Source organism: uncultured Abiotrophia sp., assembly GCF_963520105.1.
Lineage (GTDB): Bacteria > Bacillota > Bacilli > Lactobacillales > Aerococcaceae > Abiotrophia.
This window is the reverse complement of sequence record NZ_CAUQPN010000003.1, coordinates 1-17,234: the sequence shown is the minus strand read 5'-3', so window position 1 is coordinate 17,234 and position 17,234 is coordinate 1. Positions and strand designations below refer to the sequence as shown.

The 17,234-nt window shown below is 46.0% G+C and carries 15 protein-coding genes; 14 read left to right on the top strand and 1 reads right to left on the bottom strand.

Annotated features, from left to right (window positions below; all coding sequences use genetic code 11):
- Positions 1-18: 18 nt before the first annotated feature.
- Genes rnz through RWO08_RS04390 form a run of 5 tightly spaced genes read left to right on the top strand, consistent with a single transcriptional unit; the run spans position 19 to position 5,133 of the window.
- The gene (gene rnz, locus RWO08_RS04410) at positions 19-969 is read left to right on the top strand and encodes a ribonuclease Z (RefSeq protein WP_291430959.1); all 951 of its coding nucleotides are present in this window, start codon (positions 19-21) and stop codon (positions 967-969) included.
- A complete protein-coding gene (locus RWO08_RS04405; RefSeq protein WP_314211313.1) occupies positions 954-1,763 on the top strand; it encodes an SDR family oxidoreductase in 810 nt (269 codons plus the stop codon). Before rnz ends, RWO08_RS04405 begins: the two co-directional genes overlap by 16 nt.
- A gap of 2 nt (positions 1,764-1,765) precedes the next feature.
- A complete protein-coding gene (locus RWO08_RS04400) occupies positions 1,766-2,284 on the top strand; it encodes a lipopolysaccharide assembly protein LapA domain-containing protein (RefSeq protein WP_314211312.1) in 519 nt (172 codons plus the stop codon).
- A gap of 3 nt (positions 2,285-2,287) precedes the next feature.
- Positions 2,288-4,621 carry a single-stranded-DNA-specific exonuclease RecJ gene (gene recJ / locus RWO08_RS04395; protein WP_314211311.1) on the top strand — a complete coding sequence of 778 codons (2,334 nt, stop codon included), beginning with the start codon at positions 2,288-2,290 and terminating at the stop codon, positions 4,619-4,621.
- Complete coding sequence (locus RWO08_RS04390) at positions 4,621-5,133, top strand: adenine phosphoribosyltransferase (RefSeq protein WP_023392013.1); 513 nt, start codon at positions 4,621-4,623, stop codon at positions 5,131-5,133. Before recJ ends, RWO08_RS04390 begins: the two co-directional genes overlap by 1 nt.
- Before the next feature lie 53 nt (positions 5,134-5,186).
- Here the strand turns inward: RWO08_RS04390 and lexA are convergent, their stop codons facing one another.
- The gene (gene lexA / locus RWO08_RS04385) at positions 5,187-5,804 is read right to left on the bottom strand and encodes a transcriptional repressor LexA (protein WP_023392014.1); all 618 of its coding nucleotides are present in this window, start codon (positions 5,802-5,804) and stop codon (positions 5,187-5,189) included.
- Between the two features lie 81 nt (positions 5,805-5,885).
- Here lexA and RWO08_RS04380 point away from each other — a divergent pair, with 81 nt between their 5' ends.
- The 9 genes from RWO08_RS04380 to RWO08_RS04340 all read left to right on the top strand — a co-directional run.
- Complete coding sequence (locus RWO08_RS04380; RefSeq protein ID WP_291429603.1) at positions 5,886-6,137, top strand: DUF896 family protein; 252 nt, start codon at positions 5,886-5,888, stop codon at positions 6,135-6,137.
- A 67-nt stretch (positions 6,138-6,204) separates the two neighbouring features.
- Positions 6,205-6,420, top strand: coding sequence for a YneF family protein (locus tag RWO08_RS04375; RefSeq protein ID WP_023392016.1), 216 nt, complete (start codon positions 6,205-6,207; stop codon positions 6,418-6,420).
- A gap of 127 nt (positions 6,421-6,547) precedes the next feature.
- A complete protein-coding gene (locus RWO08_RS04370; RefSeq protein ID WP_023392017.1) occupies positions 6,548-6,988 on the top strand; it encodes a hypothetical protein in 441 nt (146 codons plus the stop codon).
- A gap of 6 nt (positions 6,989-6,994) precedes the next feature.
- The gene (locus tag RWO08_RS04365) at positions 6,995-7,900 is read left to right on the top strand and encodes a YitT family protein (RefSeq protein ID WP_314211310.1); all 906 of its coding nucleotides are present in this window, start codon (positions 6,995-6,997) and stop codon (positions 7,898-7,900) included.
- 109 nt (positions 7,901-8,009) lie between these two features.
- The gene (locus RWO08_RS04360) at positions 8,010-8,741 is read left to right on the top strand and encodes an isoprenyl transferase (protein WP_291454122.1); all 732 of its coding nucleotides are present in this window, start codon (positions 8,010-8,012) and stop codon (positions 8,739-8,741) included.
- Positions 8,738-9,532 carry a phosphatidate cytidylyltransferase gene (locus tag RWO08_RS04355; protein WP_291428208.1) on the top strand — a complete coding sequence of 265 codons (795 nt, stop codon included), beginning with the start codon at positions 8,738-8,740 and terminating at the stop codon, positions 9,530-9,532. The genes RWO08_RS04360 and RWO08_RS04355 overlap by 4 nt, the downstream gene beginning before the upstream one ends.
- Positions 9,533-9,661: 129 nt before the next feature.
- A complete protein-coding gene (gene rseP, locus RWO08_RS04350) occupies positions 9,662-10,930 on the top strand; it encodes an RIP metalloprotease RseP (RefSeq protein ID WP_314211309.1) in 1,269 nt (422 codons plus the stop codon).
- A gap of 119 nt (positions 10,931-11,049) precedes the next feature.
- A complete protein-coding gene (locus tag RWO08_RS04345; RefSeq protein WP_314211308.1) occupies positions 11,050-15,357 on the top strand; it encodes a PolC-type DNA polymerase III in 4,308 nt (1,435 codons plus the stop codon).
- A gap of 537 nt (positions 15,358-15,894) precedes the next feature.
- On the top strand, positions 15,895-17,234 hold a 1,340-nt coding region (locus tag RWO08_RS04340), incomplete at its 3' end, for an SEC10/PgrA surface exclusion domain-containing protein (RefSeq protein ID WP_314211307.1).

The following is a 17,234-nucleotide window of genomic DNA, read 5'->3' as shown; positions in this document are numbered from 1 at the left end:
AACAGAAAGGAAATGAGCATGAAGTTATTATTTTTAGGTACTGGGGCGGGTGTCCCAAGCCGCAATCGTAATGTGAGTGCTCTAGCCCTCAAACTCCTTGATGAACTCAATGAGGTTTGGCTATTTGATTGTGGTGAAGCCACCCAGCATCAAATTTTAGAAACCTCCCTCAAACCTCGCAAAATCACCAAGATTTTCATTACCCACCTACATGGCGACCATATCTTTGGTCTGCCTGGTTTCCTTAGCTCGCGTTCCTTCCAGGGGGGCGACCAGCCCTTGACCCTATATGGGCCACCGGGTATTAAGGACTTTGTCGAATCAGCCTTGCGCTTGTCTAAATCGCGCCTCTTATATCCTTTAGAAATCGTCGAACTGTCACCTAAAGGAGGGCGTTTGGATTTAGGTAAGGGCTGGTTAGTTGATTATCAAGCACTCAACCATGGTATTCTAAGTTTTGGCTACCGAATCATGGAGCCAAGAACCAGTGGCGAGCTCTTAGTAGATCGTTTGGCTCAGTATCAGATTCCTAATGGGCCGATTTTTGGTCAGCTCAAACGCGGTGAGACTGTCACCTTGGCGGATGGCACCGTCCTTAACGGACAGGATTTTCTAGCGCCAGCTAGAGAGGGAAGAGTAGTCACTATCCTTGGAGATACCAAGACCTGTGATGCTATTCAAGAACTGGCTCAAGATGCTGATGCTTTAGTACACGAATGTACCTTTGAAGAAAGTGAAGCCCGAATGGCTGCGTCCTATCACCATTCGACCAGCCGTCAGGCCGCTCAAGTGGCCCGGGCAAGTAATGTCAAAGCCCTCTATCTAACCCATATTAGCGCCCGCTATATGGGAAGAGACGCCAAGCAATTAGAAGACCAAGCGCGCCGTATTTTTGAAGGAGCGAGACTGGTTTATGACTTTGATGAGTTTGATGTGATAGGAGGAGATAGCTCATGTCAAGAAACTTAGATAAGCAAGTCGTGATCATCACTGGTGCGACTAGTGGTATTGGACAAGCTGTGGCCCACCAATTGGCCCAAGAAGGCTGTAAGTTAGTATTGGCTGCCAGACGTCAGGACCTCTTGCAGGCCCTTGCTCAGGAACTAGAAGAGCAGTGGGGTACAGAGGTTCTAGTTCAGGTAACGGATATGTCTCAGCCTCAAGCTATTGAGACACTAGTTGAGGCGACACTTGAAGCCTTTGGTCGTATTGACATTCTCTTCAGTAATGCGGGTTACGGAGATTTCCAAGCCTTCTCGGAAAATCAACCTCAGCAAGTGGTGGATATGTTCCAAGTCAATGTCTTCGGCATGATGTACTTGAGCCAGTTGGTGGCTATCCAGCAGTTAAACCAAGGTGGCCCAGGTCAAATTCACTTAGTAGGCTCTATTGCGGGGAAAATCCCGACCGCTATGACTAGTGCTTATGCAGCTTCTAAGGCGGCTATAATTGCTTATGCTGACGCCTTGAGACTGGAACTCTATGAGACACCTATTCAAGTCTCCACCATCAATCCAGGCCCAGTTAAGACAGCTTTCTTTGATCGTTCGCCACAAATGCTAGCCTACGCCCAAGTAGTCGAGGCCTTCAGTCTTGAAGCAGATGAGCTGGCTAGTCGCATTGTAGCCAATATGAAACGCAAGCATGTCAAACGAGAATTAAATCTGCCTTGGCAGTTAGCCTTTGCTTCAAAGCTCTATGGCTTATTCCCACAGGCTGGAGATTTCTTAGCCGCCCGCTTGTTTAATTTGAAGGAGGAATAGCTATGCGTCAACAATGGAAATTAATTTTAGGTGTCTGTGCGGTTATTCTAGTGGTAATCTTCGCCCTACAGAACGTTAACAACGTGCAGGTAACCTTCCTCTTCTTCCAAGCTCAGATGCCTATGGTCTTAGTCTTATTGATTTCGATTCTCTTTGGTCTCTTAATTGGTTTCTTGTCTTCTTTATCCAGTCATATGGCCAATCGTACAGCCATTAAGAACCTAAATAAGGAGCGCGAAGCCCTTACCAAAGAACAGTCTAATTTTGAGACGACTAAGGCGGAATTAGAAGCCCAATATCAGGCTAATCTTGAAGAAAAGAATCAAGAAATTGCGAGTCTTCAAGAAGCCTTAGCCGATTTGAAGGCACAGCTTGAAGCCCAGTCTCAGAGCCAATCGCAAGAAGAGACCAGTGACTTAGAGCTTGATTTGGACCAATCAGCCCAAGAACTTGAAGACAGTGTGGATGAATTTGAAGAGAGTTTGCAAGATGATGAGGATCCTCAGGTTTCGAGGGGGTAGAGCATGAACTTGACACACTATGAGTGGCACTACCGAAGCTTGCCGGACGATTGGCAAGACAAGGTGGCTGAATGGCAGCAAGCCGGTTTAGGCTATAGTGACACTTTTCTGCGGCTATGTTTGGCGCGTGGACTTGAGACTTTGGAAGAAATCAAGAACGCGACTAATCAGATGCCCCAAACCTTCCACGATGCTTTCCTACTTTATGACATGGAACGCGCTGTGGAAAGAATCCAAACAGCCATTGAGGATCAAGAAGTCATCTTAATTTACGGTGACTATGATGCTGATGGCATTACCTCTACTCTGATTCTCTATGAGACCTTGGAGATGTTGGGTGCGCGTGTTATTTACTATGTGCCCAATCGTCTGGTAGATGGTTATGGGCCTAATTTGGCTCGCTACCAGGACTTTGTGGACCAAGGTGTTCAGTTGATTTTGACTTGCGATAATGGGGTGGCAGGTTTTGAAGCCATCGAATGGGCTATGCAGGCTGGTGTGGATGTCATTGTGACGGACCACCATGAGGTCCAAGCCACCTTGCCTTCAGCCTATGCTGTGGTTCACCCCAGACATCCACAAGGCCATTACCCCTTCCCAGATTTGAGTGGGGCAGGGGTGGCCCTGAAGTTGGCCACAGCCTTATTAGGCGAAGTACCAACTGAGTTAGTGGAATTAGCAGCCATTGGGACAGTCAGTGACGTAGTCTCCCTGCGTGACGAAAATCGGACCCTTGTTCTGAGTGGTCTCCAGCTTATGCGCGATACCATGCGCATTGGCTTGCGATTAATGCTGGAAGAAGAGCAAGTCGATATGGAAAACATGACGGCCGATACAATTGGTTTTACCATCGGGCCTCGTCTTAATGCCATTGGCCGTTTGGGCGATCCGACGCCAGCCTTGGAACTGCTCAAAACCCAGGATGAGGAAGAAGCCCAAGAGCTATTAGCCTTAATTAACGAAAAAAACCAAGAACGTAAGGACTTGGTTGCTAATATTATGGATCAGGTTAGCCAAAGACTGGGTCAGGGGCCAATTCCTCATATTATTATTGAGTCAGATCCTAGCTGGCCTGCTGGGGTTGTTGGGATTGTGGCCGGCCGCTTGAGCGAACACTACCAGCGTCCAGCCCTCATCTTCCAGTATCAGGCAGATAAAGGCCAATACAAGGGGAGTGGCCGCTCTACAGAAGCTGTCCATCTCTTTGACTGGTTGACCGATATTAAGGAGAATCTGGCCCAATTTGGTGGTCATGCCCAGGCGGCAGGTATGACAGTTAATCAAGATCAATGGCAAGACTTTGTGGCAGCCTTGCAGGCCAAGGCTCAAGCTCAAGCAGAAAGTGAGCCTAGAAAAGCGCCCTTGACCATTGATTTGTCCTTAAAGCTGTCGGAAATAGGGACTGACTTCATCCAAGAAGTCCAGTTACTGGGTCCCTTCGGTATGGATAATGATAAGCCAGTCTTTGCCATTGATGATGCTAAGATCAACCAAATGCGTTTGATTGGGACTAATGGCCAGCATGCTAAGCTAGTCCTAGGCCAGGATGGGCAAGAGCTTAATGCTATCGGTTTTGATTTTGCTGATCGCATGCGAGATCGACAAGTGGGAGATAGCCTGACAGCCGTAGGCCATTTGGATTTGAACAAATGGCAAAATCGAATCAGCCCTCAGCTACTCCTGTCTGATATTGGGGTCTCAGGTGCTGCCTGGTATGATTGGCGGGCAAGTGGCCAACAAGGTCGTCTCTGGCAGCTGGATCAAGTGGTCTATGTATGTCAGCGCGAGGCAGTTAAGGCTCAAGTTTCTTCTCGCCTTCAGCCTGGCTCTGCTCTGATGACCTATCAAGAAGTTCAAGGAGCCAATCTTACCCATTATCAAGGCCTAGTGCTCTTAGAGCCACCCAAGCAAATGTTGGATTTCGACCAGCTGGTACTTGCTCAGGACTGGCAGGCCTTCTACTTGGTGCTCTATGCCCAAGAATCCAAATATTTGGCAGGTCTGCCACAAAGGGCTGACTTCGCTAAGCTTTATCGCTGGTTAGTCAGCCAGGAGCCCTTCAATTTGCGGGCTAGGTTAGCAGAAATCAGCCAAGGACTGGCCATTAATCCAGTTCAACTCAAATTAATGTTTCATGTCTTCTATGAAGCAGGTTTTGTATCAATTGAAGAGGGGCAAGTGGCAATACAAGACGCTAGTCGCCATCAGAACACTAACTTGGAAGAAACGGTTGCCTACCGAGCTTATCAAGCCGCTATGGACAGCGAAGAAGCCTTAGTCTTTGCCACCCTCGATCAAATAAAAGAATATGTTAAAAAATTAGGAGTTAAGTCATAATGGAATTGAAGAATTATATTGCTAAAGTCATGGACTATCCAAAAGAAGGCATTGTTTTCCGTGATATTACCCCTCTCATGGCAGACGGTCCAGCTTACCACGAATCAGTCAAACAATTAGTGGACTACGCCCGTGAATTACAAGTGGATGTGATTGTAGGTCCAGAAGCGCGTGGCTTTATCGTGGGCTGCCCAGTTGCCTATGAATTAGAGATTGGTTTTGCCCCAGTCCGTAAGAAAGGCAAATTGCCTCGTCCAACAGTTGATGTGGACTATGAATTGGAGTATGGTACCGCAACTTTAACCATGCACGAAGACGCCATTAAACCAGGCCAACGTGTCCTCATCACCGATGACCTCTTGGCAACAGGTGGGACCATTAAAGCCTCTATCGACCTAGTTGAAAAATTAGGCGGCGTTGTCGTTGGTTGTGCCTTCCTAATTGAACTCGTTGACTTAAACGGGAAAGAAAAATTAGCAGGCTACGACTACAAGGCTTTAATGCAATACTAAAAGCATCAAAAATATGCCCCCAGTCATAGACTGAGGGCATGGCTTTAAGAGACTTAGAAATAACGGTAAAGGGAGACAACCTTACCCAGGATGGTCACCTGAGGCAGAATGATATCGTCCATGTGGTCATTTTCTGGCCGTAAGATGACGTGATCGGACTTCTTGAAGAAGGTCTTACAGGTGGCTTCATTATCCTCGGTCATAGCAACTACGACGTCACCATTATTGGCGCTTGCTTGACGGCGGACTGTAATGTAATCTCCATCTAGAATCCCAATATTAACCATGGATTCACCCTTAATCTCTAGCATGAAGAGTTCGCTAGGTTCATAGCGCTCTAGGCCAGGTGGGATAGGGTAGTAATCTGTGGCATGTTCAATGGCCAGAATAGGCGCACCTGCGGCTACTTGACCTAGCAAGGGAATTTGTTGGGGCTGGATGCCCAAGGCTTCCTGGGCTAGGGGAGAAAGTTCGATGGCTCGAGTCTTGCTGGCGTCACGAATAATATAACCAGCCCGTTCTAAACGTGCTAGATGGCCGTGTACAGTTGAAGTAGAAGCAAGTCCTACTGCTGCACCGATTTCCCGAACAGTAGGGGGATAGCCGTTGGCTTCAATGGCCTCATGGATACATGAGAGTATGGTTAATTGCTTAGTGGATAATGTCGTCATGTCCTCACCTTCCTTATATCTTAAGCCTATTATAGCACACTTATCAATCAAAATGCAAACGAATGTTCGTGGAGGTGTCTAATGTTATCACCAGAAAAAATTGAGCGCATCAATGTCTTAGCACGTAAGAAGAAAAGTGAGGGTTTAAACCCTGAAGAAGCCCAAGAACAAGCGGCTTTACGCCAAGAATACTTGGCTAGCTTACGCCATGGCATGCGCAATCATATTGAAGGTATGAAGATTGTCGACCAAGAGGGGACCGATGTGACCCCTGACAAACTCAAACAGATTCAAAAAGAAAAGAAAATTCATAACCGTCATTTAGAAGATTAGACTAGGCTTTTGACGGAAAGTTGTGTAAAATAGAAGAGTAATATGAAAAGAAAGTGAGGAGAAGGCAGTGCAAACATGGATTTGGTTAATCATTGTCGTAGTCGCCTTAATCGGTGGATTTGTTGGTGGCTTCTTTATGGCGCGCCGTTACATGATGAAATACTTTAAGGAAAACCCACCAATTGATGAGCGCATGATTACGCAAATGATGGCTTCAATGGGTCAAAAACCATCTAAGAAGAAGGTTCAACAAATCATGGCCCAAATGAAGGTTCGTCAATAATCAAGAGAATCAAAGTCCGCCTAATGGTGGACTTTTTCTTATCTAGGTGCTTTACTTACAGATGAAAAGTCCTAGCAAACGTGGTACACTATAAGAGTATTGAAAGTCAAATTGAGGAGGAAGCTCTATGTCTATTATCAAGGAAAATTTCGACAAACTCATTGCTGAGAAAGAACTACCAGCTGAATACTTGGAGATTGAAGGAGGCCACCATCTCTATCGTTTCCGTTTTGGTGTAACCCCAGTTCGGGACTTGATTGTGGAAGTCATTGTTCAAAATTCAGATTTACCATATTGTGATGCTCAAGTCATCTACCGCCATGTTCACATGTTGAAAGACTATAAGCAACGTGCGCAAGCCTTGGAATTGATTAACGAATTAAATGAAACTCGTACCGGTTATTTTGCCCTTTATTTAGCGGGCGATGGGGAAATCTTCCAACGTAACTTGATGCGGGCTAGCGTGGACCCACAACCGCTCTATGAAACCATTGTCTATGGTTCAGCTATTGCGAAGGATATGGTAGAAGCCTTAACTGCTGGTTTAGGACCTTCTGCTGAGGTGTAAAACTTCATGCTGACGTCTTTTGTTCGCTCCAGTCAAGGACAAAGAATCCTGTCCGGTGTCGTATTATGGCTTTCAGCCCTATGTTTTGCAGTTGCCCTCAACTTATTCTATGTTCCTAATCTGATTTTTTCTAATGGCGTGCCTGGCTTGGCGCAAATTATCTTGGCCATCTTCAAGGATACTCCCTTAGCAAATCTCTTAACGGCCGGTAATCTCTATTTTATTCTCAATATTCCCTTGATGATTTTGAGTTGGCTCTATTTGGGACGTCGCTTTTCTATCTTGACCGTGACCAGTATTTTCCTGTCCACCTTGGTAAGTAACTGGGTGCCGATTCAACAAGTGACCGATAATACCTTGTTAGCTGCAATCGCTGGTGGGGTGATTTCGGGTATCGGGGTTGGCCTCTTGATCAAGTTTGGTATGTCCAGTGGAGGCTTTGATATTATTGCCCTCTTGATTGCTAAGAAAACAGGGCGCAATGTCGGCTTTATGTCCTTTTTGACCAATGGTTTGGTCATAGTTGGAGCTGGTTTTCTTAACAGTTGGGAATATGCTCTCTACAGTTGCATTGCCATCTTTATTGCGGGTATGGTCATTGATGCTATCCATACAGGTGAGCAACGTTTGACTGCTTTTGTGATTTGCCAAGACCCTAACCAAGTGGTCAAGGCCATTCAGGAGCGGGTCATCCGTGGCGTCACTCTCTTAGAAGGGCAGGGCGCCTTTTCGCATCAGCCCAAGCAAGTCCTAATGGTAGTCTTAAGTCGTTATGAACTCTATGATTTGCAGCAAGCAGTGCTTTCAGTTGATTCCCAGGCCTTCATTAATGTGGTCCAGTCCACCATGGTGACCGGTAATTTCTTAAATCGTCAGCAACAGGCCGACTTGCGAAAAGAATCAGTTGTTTAATGATCAAATCCCTTCTGATAGTTTCAGAGGGGATTTTTAGTTTAAATCGTTTCAATCAGAGGCAGAGTTTGTTATAATATAGTGGAATTTGAAGACAGGAGGGCTTGGCATGGCTGACTTAAGTAAGGTACCTGCGCACGTTGCGCTCATTATGGATGGAAATGGCCGATGGGCTAAGAAACGCTTCCTACCTCGGGTAGCAGGGCATAAAAAAGGTGTCGATACCATTAAGAAAATCACTAAACGTGCTAATCAATTGGGCGTTAAGATGCTGACGGTCTATGCCTTCTCAACTGAGAACTGGAAACGACCTGAACAAGAAGTCAGCTTCTTGATGAAGTTGCCTAAGGAGTTTTTTGCCAAGTTTGTGCCTGAGTTATTGGAACAGAATGTGCGGGTAGAGACCATTGGTGACTTGGAAGGACTGCCAGAAGCCACTCGCAAGGTCCTCAAGCAAGCTATTGCCGATACGGCTCATTGTACTGGCCTGATTTTGAACTTTGCCATCAACTATGGCTCTCAAGACGAAATTTGCCATGCGGTTCAGACTTTAGCCCGTCAGGTAGCTGAGGGCACTTTGAAGCCGGAAGACATCACCCCTGACTTAATTGGCCAAAATTTAGAAACTGCCAAGTTTGGTTCATTAGCCAATCCGGACTTGATTATCCGGACCAGTGGGGAAGAGCGTCTCAGCAACTTCCTACTCTGGCAGGCGGCTTATAGTGAGTTCTATTTCACTGAACGTTTGTGGCCTGATTTTGATGAAGGCGATTTTGACCAAGCCCTAGCGGTCTATGCCAGCCGACAACGACGATTTGGAAAGGTGTTGGATACTGAATGAAAGTAAGAGTAATCAGCGCCCTAGCGGCCTTGGCCGTCCTGATTCCGGTTGTGGTGGTAGGGGGCAAGGTTTTTACGGGCATGTTCTTAATTTTAGGGGTTATGGCCTTATTTGAACTCGCCAATATGAAGAAGATTGAATACTTCAACTTGGTCGGGGTCATTGCAACCATTGCGGTTGCCCTAATGATACTGCCCAGTAACTATCAATCTGCCTTGATTCCAGGTCTTAAATTTACCTATCTCTTCTATATTTGCTGTATGTTGCTTCTAGTCCTGACGGTCTACGAGTACAAGACCTTCAACATTGAAGAAGCAGCTCTTTTGATTTTTGGTGCCCTCTACATTGGCTATGGCTTCCGTTACTTGATTGAATTACGACAAATTAGTTTGGACTTAGTTATTTTCCAATTTGCAATTATTTTTGCAACGGATTCTGGGGCTTATATCGTTGGCCGACGTTTCGGCAAGCATAAGCTAGCGCCTCAATTGAGTCCTAATAAGACCATTGAAGGCTCGCTGGGGGGGATTGCCAGTGCGGTCGTCATCGCAGTGCTCTATAATTACTTCTTCGATCCACATTTGGGGGGATCAGAGCACTATATTTTACTGGCCATGGCCTTGTCAGTTTTAGGTCAGCTAGGAGATTTGGTAGAGTCAGCCTTTAAGCGGCATTTTGGGGTCAAGGACTCTGGCAAGTTCCTGCCGGGCCATGGCGGGGTCTTAGATCGCTTTGATTCAACCCTTTTTACCAGTTTTCTACTCATGACCTGGTTTAACTGGTTAAAATAGTGCTCATGTCAACCAAACTCTATCCTTTGAGTTTGGTTGACTATTTTTGCATTATGGGCCTAATTAGGGTATATTTAAGAGGTTAAGTTAAGTAAATTTTTGAATTGAAATAGATAAAGGATGTTGACCATGCAAGCATTGATTGTATTTTTACTTGTTTTTACCGTGATCGTAAGTATTCATGAATTCGGCCATTTTTACTTTGCCCGTAAGGCTGGTATCCTAGTGCGCGAATTTGCCATTGGGATGGGGCCTAAGCTCTTCAGCCATCAGGGCAAGGACGGCGTACTCTATACCATTCGCATGATTCCCTTGGGAGGCTATGTTCGTCTAGCAGGGCTAGGTGAGGATCAAGATGCAGTTCAAGCCGGTATGCAAGTAGGCCTTGTCTTGAATGAAGCCGGGCTAGTGACCCGCATTAATACCTCGAAAGTGGCCCTTGAAGACGAAGTACCAGTGCAAGTGGATCAGTTGGATTTAACGGATGCCATGACTATTACAGGCTTACCGCTAGGCAGTCAAGACTTGGTAACCTATCATGTAGACCACAAGGCCCGCATCATTGAAGCAGACGGGTCTAGTATCCAAGTGGCGCCGCGCCAAGTCACTTATGGCGCTGCTAAGCCATGGGCTAAGTTCATGACCAATGTAGCGGGACCGATGAATAACTTTATTCTTTCTATTTTGATCTTTGTTGTGGTGGCCTTTGTCCGCCCAGGTGGAGTACCGGTTGAGGCCAATGTCTTAGGTTATATTGAACCAGATTCTCCTGCAGCCCAAGCGGGTCTGCAGGCAGGTGACCGGATTGATGCTATTGGTCAAACTAAGGTTTCCAACTGGCGTCAAATGGTGCAAGCCATTCAATCCAAGCCAGGTCAAACGGTAGATTTCTCTGTCCATCGCGGTGACCAAGACTTGACATTACCAGTTGCTATCCGGGCTGACCAAGTGGAACAAGCAACGATTGGGCGAATTGGCGTAGCGCAACCAGTAACTCAAGATATCTGGGCAAAAATTGCTTATGGCTTCACCGCAACTTGGTCTCAAATCACGGGTGTAGCGGCAGCAATTGTGGGTATCTTCCTTCGTGGCCTCAACCTCAATCAGTTCGGTGGGCCTGTGGCAATTGCCAAGATTACCTCTGAAGCAGCTTCTCAGGGTTTCATGCCAGTGCTAGTTCTAACCGGTTTGCTGTCAGCCAATATTGGCGCCTTCAACCTGTTGCCAATTCCTGCCTTGGATGGAGGTAAGATTGTGCTTAATGCCATTGAGGGTGTGCGAGGCAAGCCCCTATCTCAAGAAAAAGAAGGGATTTTAACCATTATTGGAGCCCTAATCTTAGTGGCATTTATGCTGGCGGTCACCTGGAATGATATCAGCCGACTCTTCCAACCATAATTTTGAGTAAGAGATCTACCGAGGGTAGGTCTCTTTTTTAGCATGGCCCTCAGGTGATTTTAAAGGGGGCTTATGCTATAATAAGAGGGTATGTAAATCACCGTGGACGGAGGGAACTTATGGCCAAGAATCGCCAATTATTTGAACATCTATTGGACCAAATTGGGCTGCAGGACGCAGACATGCTGGCCCAACTGGCCCAGACTCAGATTGAATCGGTTAAGGTTCATGCTAAGTCTGGGGAATGGCATTTTACCTTAAGTCAGGTTGAACGCCTCCATCCCCACGTCTATGAAGCCCTTATGCACCATATGCGTTTAGCCTTCGAGGGCATTGCCAAGACTGAAGTCTGGTGGAATTATCAAGCACCGACTAAACTAGATGAGAGTCAAATGCTAGATTACTGGCAATCCATTTTAGGGGTAATGGGACAGGAATCGAGCTTTATTAAGCGCGCTTTGGCTAATGCTACTTATCAGGTCAAGGATGGCCAAATTCAAGTAGGTTTAGCCACTGAAGACCAGGTCCAGGTGGTTAAAACCCGCTATGACCAAGCCTTCAAACTCAAACTGGCCCAAAACCAATTGAATGACTGGGATCTAGTCTATCTGGTAGATGATCAGGCCAGCGAGCAGGCTAAGCTTCAGGCTCAACAACATCTAGCCTCTGAGGTGGAGCGCGAGCGGCAAGAACTGGCTCAATTAGAACAACGACGCCAAGAACAAAGCAAGGTGGTCGTAGAGAACACCGACATTCCTCAAATTGGTAAGGACATCCCCGATACGCCAGCCATTTCGATTCAGGAAGTCTACGACAATCCCTTTAATCAGATCATTGAAGGCTATATTTTTGACTATGAGGTCCGTGAGCTTCGCTCAGGTTCTCAGCTCATGATTATGAAGGTGACCGACTATACTTCCTCCATTACGGCTAAACTGATGGCAGGGCGTAACATTAAGAAGGAATCCTTTGGCCTCTTCAAGAAGGGGGATTGGGTCCGTCTGGAAGGTAGCCTTAAGGCTGATAACTTTACGGGAGAGATGGACTTCTCGCCGCGTAGTATTCGCAAAATCTCCAAGGCCTCCCGCCAAGACCAGGGGGTAGACGGTGCCAAACGGATTGAGCTCCATCTGCACTCTAATATGAGTCAAATGGATGCCACCAACAAGGTTGGTGACTTGATCGCCCAAGCAGCTGCCTGGGGTCATTCAGCCATTGCCATTACCGACCATGCGGGCGCTCAGGCCTTTCCTGATGCCTATGCGGCAGGTAAGAAACATGGCATTAAGGTTCTCTACGGGATTGAAGCCAATGTGGTCAATGACGGTGAACCGATTGCCTATAATCCGCAAGCCATTGACTTAGATCAGGCGACCTATGTTGTCTTTGACGTGGAGACCACGGGTCTGTCTTCTGTCTATGACCGCATCATTGAGCTAGCCGCGGTTAAAATGCGGGATGGCGAGGTCATTGATACCTTTGAAGCCTTTATCAATCCGGGTTATCATTTGTCGGCCATGATTACCGAATTGACTGGGATCACGGACGCTATGTTAGCCGATGCGCCACCAGAAGCAGAGGTCATGGCGCGCTTCGCTAAATTTTCCAAAGATACCATTCTCGTGGCTCACAATGCGAGCTTTGATATGGGCTTCCTCAATAAGACCTATGCGCGTTTGGGTATGTCAGTGTCTGATCAGCCAGTTATTGATACGCTGGAGTTATCACGTTTGGTTAACCCTGACATGCGTTCCCATCGTTTGAATATCTTGGCTAAGCATTATGGCGTGACCTTGGAACAACATCACCGGGCCGTTTACGACTCTGAGACAACTGGTTATGTCTGCTACAAGCTATTGGATCAAGCCAAAGAACAATATGGTATGGTCCGTCATGACCAGCTAAATGAACAAGTAGGGAAAGGGGACAGCTATAAACAGGCTCGACCTTTCCATGCCACCTTGATTGCTAAAAACCAAGAAGGGCTTAAAGATCTCTTTAAGTTAATTTCTGCCTCCAACGTTCAATACTTCTTCCGTGAACCCCGTATTCCACGCAGCTTGTTGACCAAGTATCGGGACAATCTCTTAGTTGGGACAGCTTGTTCCAATGGGGAAGTCTATACTGCCATGATGCAAAAGGGGTACGATGAAGCGGAGAAACTGGTGGATTTTTACGATTACATTGAGCTCCAACCTAAGTCTGTCTATGGTCCCTTGATCGAGACGGAATTAATTCGTAGCGAAGCTGACTTAGAAACCATCATGAAAGAAATGGTGCGACTGGGTCAAGACAAGAACAAGCTAGTAGTGGCGACAGGTGATGTTCACTACTTGGAACCTAAGGATGCCATTTACCGCGAAATTCTCTTGCGTTCCATGAAGATTAATGCTAATCGGACCTTGCATCTACCGCCTGTTCATTTCCGCACGACAGATGAGATGATGGCAGAATTCGAATTTATGGGACGGGACTTAGCCTATGAGCTTGTCATCACAAATCCTCAGAAGATCGCGGATATGGTGGAAGAAGTCGAAGTTATCAAGGACAAACTCTATACGCCAAATATTCCAGGCGCCAATGAAGAGATTACGGAACTCTCCTATAAACGAGCCAGAGAGCTCTATGGGGATCCTCTGCCTGAGATTGTAGAGAAGCGGATTGAAAAGGAACTCAAGTCCATTATTGGTAATGGATTTGCCGTTATTTATCTGATTTCGCAGAAGTTGGTCCACAAGTCGGTTTCTGACGGTTACCTCGTGGGTTCGCGGGGTTCGGTGGGTTCTTCCTTAGTGGCGACCTTGACGGGTATTACGGAGGTCAACCCTCTAGCTCCACATTATTATTGTCCAAACTGCCAATATTCGGAGTTTATTGCTGACGGTTCGGTTGGTTCGGGTTATGACCTGCCAGCCAAAGACTGTCCTCACTGTGGCCACGCCCTTAACAAGGATGGGCAGGATATCCCATTCGAAACCTTCCTTGGCTTCTATGGCGACAAGGTACCCGATATTGATTTGAACTTCTCTGGGGCCTATCAACCGCGCGCCCACGCCTACACCAAGGAACTCTTTGGTGAAGACTATGTCTATCGGGCAGGAACCATTTCGACGGTTGCCGAACGAACTGCCTTTGGTTATGTCAAAGGCTACCTGGAAGTAGCCCAACAATTCCTACCACAAGCTGAGAAGGAACGTCTAGCGAAAGGGATTGAAGGGGTCAAACGCACGACCGGTCAGCACCCGGGTGGGATTATCGTAATTCCAGACTATATGGATGTCTATGACTTTACGCCAATTCAATATCCTGCCGATGAAGTGACAGCCGAATGGCGGACTACCCACTTCGACTTCCATTCCATTCACGATAATGTTCTCAAGTTAGATATTCTGGGGCACGATGATCCAACCGTTATTCGTATGTTACAAGACTTATCGGGGATAGATCCTAAGACCATTCCACCAACCGACCCGGATGTCATGAAAATCTTTTCTAGTCCCGAGGTTTTAGGGGTAACACCAGAGCAAATCTTCTCTAAAACTGGGACGCTAGGGATTCCTGAGTTCGGGACTGGCTTCGTACGCGGTATGTTGGAAGAATCCAAACCAGCGACCTTTGCTGAGCTGCTGCAAATTTCTGGTCTCTCCCACGGGACCGACGTTTGGCTGGGGAATGCCCAAGAGTTAATTAAGAACAAGATTGCGCCTCTTGCTAAGGTAATCGGCTGTCGTGACGATATTATGGTCACCCTGATATACTATGGTTTAGAGGACGGCTTAGCCTTCAAGATTATGGAGTCCGTCCGTAAAGGGAAGGGGATTCCAGAGGATTGGCAGGCAGAAATGCGGGCCAAGAAGGTGCCTGAATGGTATATTGATTCCTGTTTGAAGATTAAGTATATGTTCCCTAAAGCCCATGCAGCTGCCTATGTCCTCATGGCCTTGCGGGTTGCTTACTTCAAGGTTCACATGCCTATTATGTACTATGCCGCTTACTTCTCAGTGCGGGCAGATGATTTTGACATCGTGGCCATGCACCAAGGGAAGGAAATGGTTAAGCGTCGTATCAAGGAAATCAATGATAAAGGCTTTGATGCTTCAGTTAAGGACAAGAACCTCTTAACGGTCTTAGAATTGGCTAATGAGATGTTGGAGCGTGGCCTTAGCTTCCAAATGATTAGTCTAGAGAAGTCTGATGCTGATCGCTTTATCATTGAGGGCAATAGCCTGATTCCACCATTCCGGGCAGTACCTGGTTTGGGTGCCAATGTGGCGCAACAAATTATTAAGGCCCGTCAGGAAGCCCCATTCTTGTCTAAGGAAGACTTGCAGAAACGTGGCAAGGTCTCTAAGACTATTCTTGATTACTTAAGTGAACAAGGCGTCCTTAATGGCTTGCCTGACTCAGATCAATTAAGTCTCTTTTAACGAATTAGCGCCCGCATAGTGCGGGCGCTTTTTTATAATCGATATTGTGTACACAATTACAAATCTGAAACTTGATTGTAATAAAAAGCAGGATACCATAAGTAAAGGATACGTGAATATTCAATCTATATAGCTAATCTTATATCATAATATTTTATCACTCAGACAATAGAAATGTTCAAACAATATCGAAGTTATCTTATTGAAATTGCATTTCGTTAAAGGAGGAGTTTGAAAATTTTAGCTTATCTAGTTAGATGTCTAATTATATAGGCGTAAATCTGTTATAAAAATACTTAGTCACCTCCTTTTTTGTATAAGCAAATTTATTGCAATGCATAGGTCTGTTTGTTACAGATTAAATAGGCATTTAGACTGTTTCAAGTGTCCGGAAACCTTGATTAAATGCTATTTATAGGCTTTTTTTACAGGTGTTAAGAATGTTTCAGTAAAATGAATTAAGGGCAGGAAGCATTGTGATGGCTGAAAAAACTAGATATAATATTTGCATAACTAAAATTTATTGGAGGTTTTAAAATGAAGCTAACCAATACGGTATATCGCTATGCGATCCGTAAGCTCAAAGTGGGAACTGCCTCAGTTGCGGTTGCTGCCTTGATGTTCTTGGGCTCTGGGAATGCTGTTGTTAATGCAGCTGACTTGAACCAACAATCAGCTCTAGTGGCTAAAGCAAGTTCACCAGAGATTACTCAAGTGAAGGAGGCAAGTCCAACTGAAGATAATCTTAAATCAGATTTAGAAGTTGACACCAAAGCCCTTGAGGCTGATAAGTCACCTGAAACTGATTTAGATGTCACTGAAGATTTGCCTAAAACAGAAGCGGAATCAGTTGCATCTGACTTAACTAAGCTGGGGGAATCTGAGGGGCTTGCATCACAAGATGAACCTAAGCAAGAAGTATCAGCTGAGGACTTAAGCTCAGAAGCTACTGAAGCAAAGGCAAGTGTTGAGGAAGCAAGCGCTAGCTCAGAAGAATCAGCTCCAAGCGTTAAAGAAGCGGAAGCGACAGTTGCTAATCAAGTGGCAGCCGCCAATGCAGCTAATCAGGTAGAAGAAGTAAAACCTTTGGCCAACGCAAATAGTGCGGCAGAAAATCGTATTATCTTGCCACCAGGCTTTACGCCAAGTCTATTTGAGCCAGGTGCCTATAGTGCCAGTCATATTGACGCAATTGCTAAACCTGGACGCGCGCTTAATACTTACAAATCTAACGAAGCTGATAAGAAGGAAATCGTTGATGTTACGAATTTAACGGAAGCACAACGTAAAGAACTTTCGCTCTTCGTTGCCAACCTAATTAATCCTATTCGCCAACAATTCGGGAAAGAACCCTATAAGGTTAATGCAGGCTCTGTCAATGCCGCGCAAAAAGTTGCCAATGCCTACAAAGAGGATAATTGGTATGCATGGACAAGTAGCCATGATACGAATGCCACTTCCCGCGCTTTAGCAAATGTTGCCAATGGTTGGGGCGAGAACTTAGCAACCATTAATCCAAATACAACAACAATGGATGATCTTAAAAAGCAATTCCACTACCAAACCGTTTGGATGCTTTTCGATGATAGCCATGCTAATTTTGGACATGCTAGAAACTTCTTACTTTTTGAAAATCCATTTGGTAATCACGATGTTTACTTAGGGATTTCAACAAACCGCGCGGGTGCAAGCGATGCTAGATCTTTTGGTACTCAGTATTACACCATGTTTGCACCAAAGGATGGATCTAGCGAGTTCACACCAGGTAATGATTATACGTCCGAACCGACTCCAAGCCAACCGAGTCAGCCAACGACTCCAAGCCAACCGAGTCAGCCAACGACTCCAAGTCAACCGAGTCAGCCAACGACTCCAAG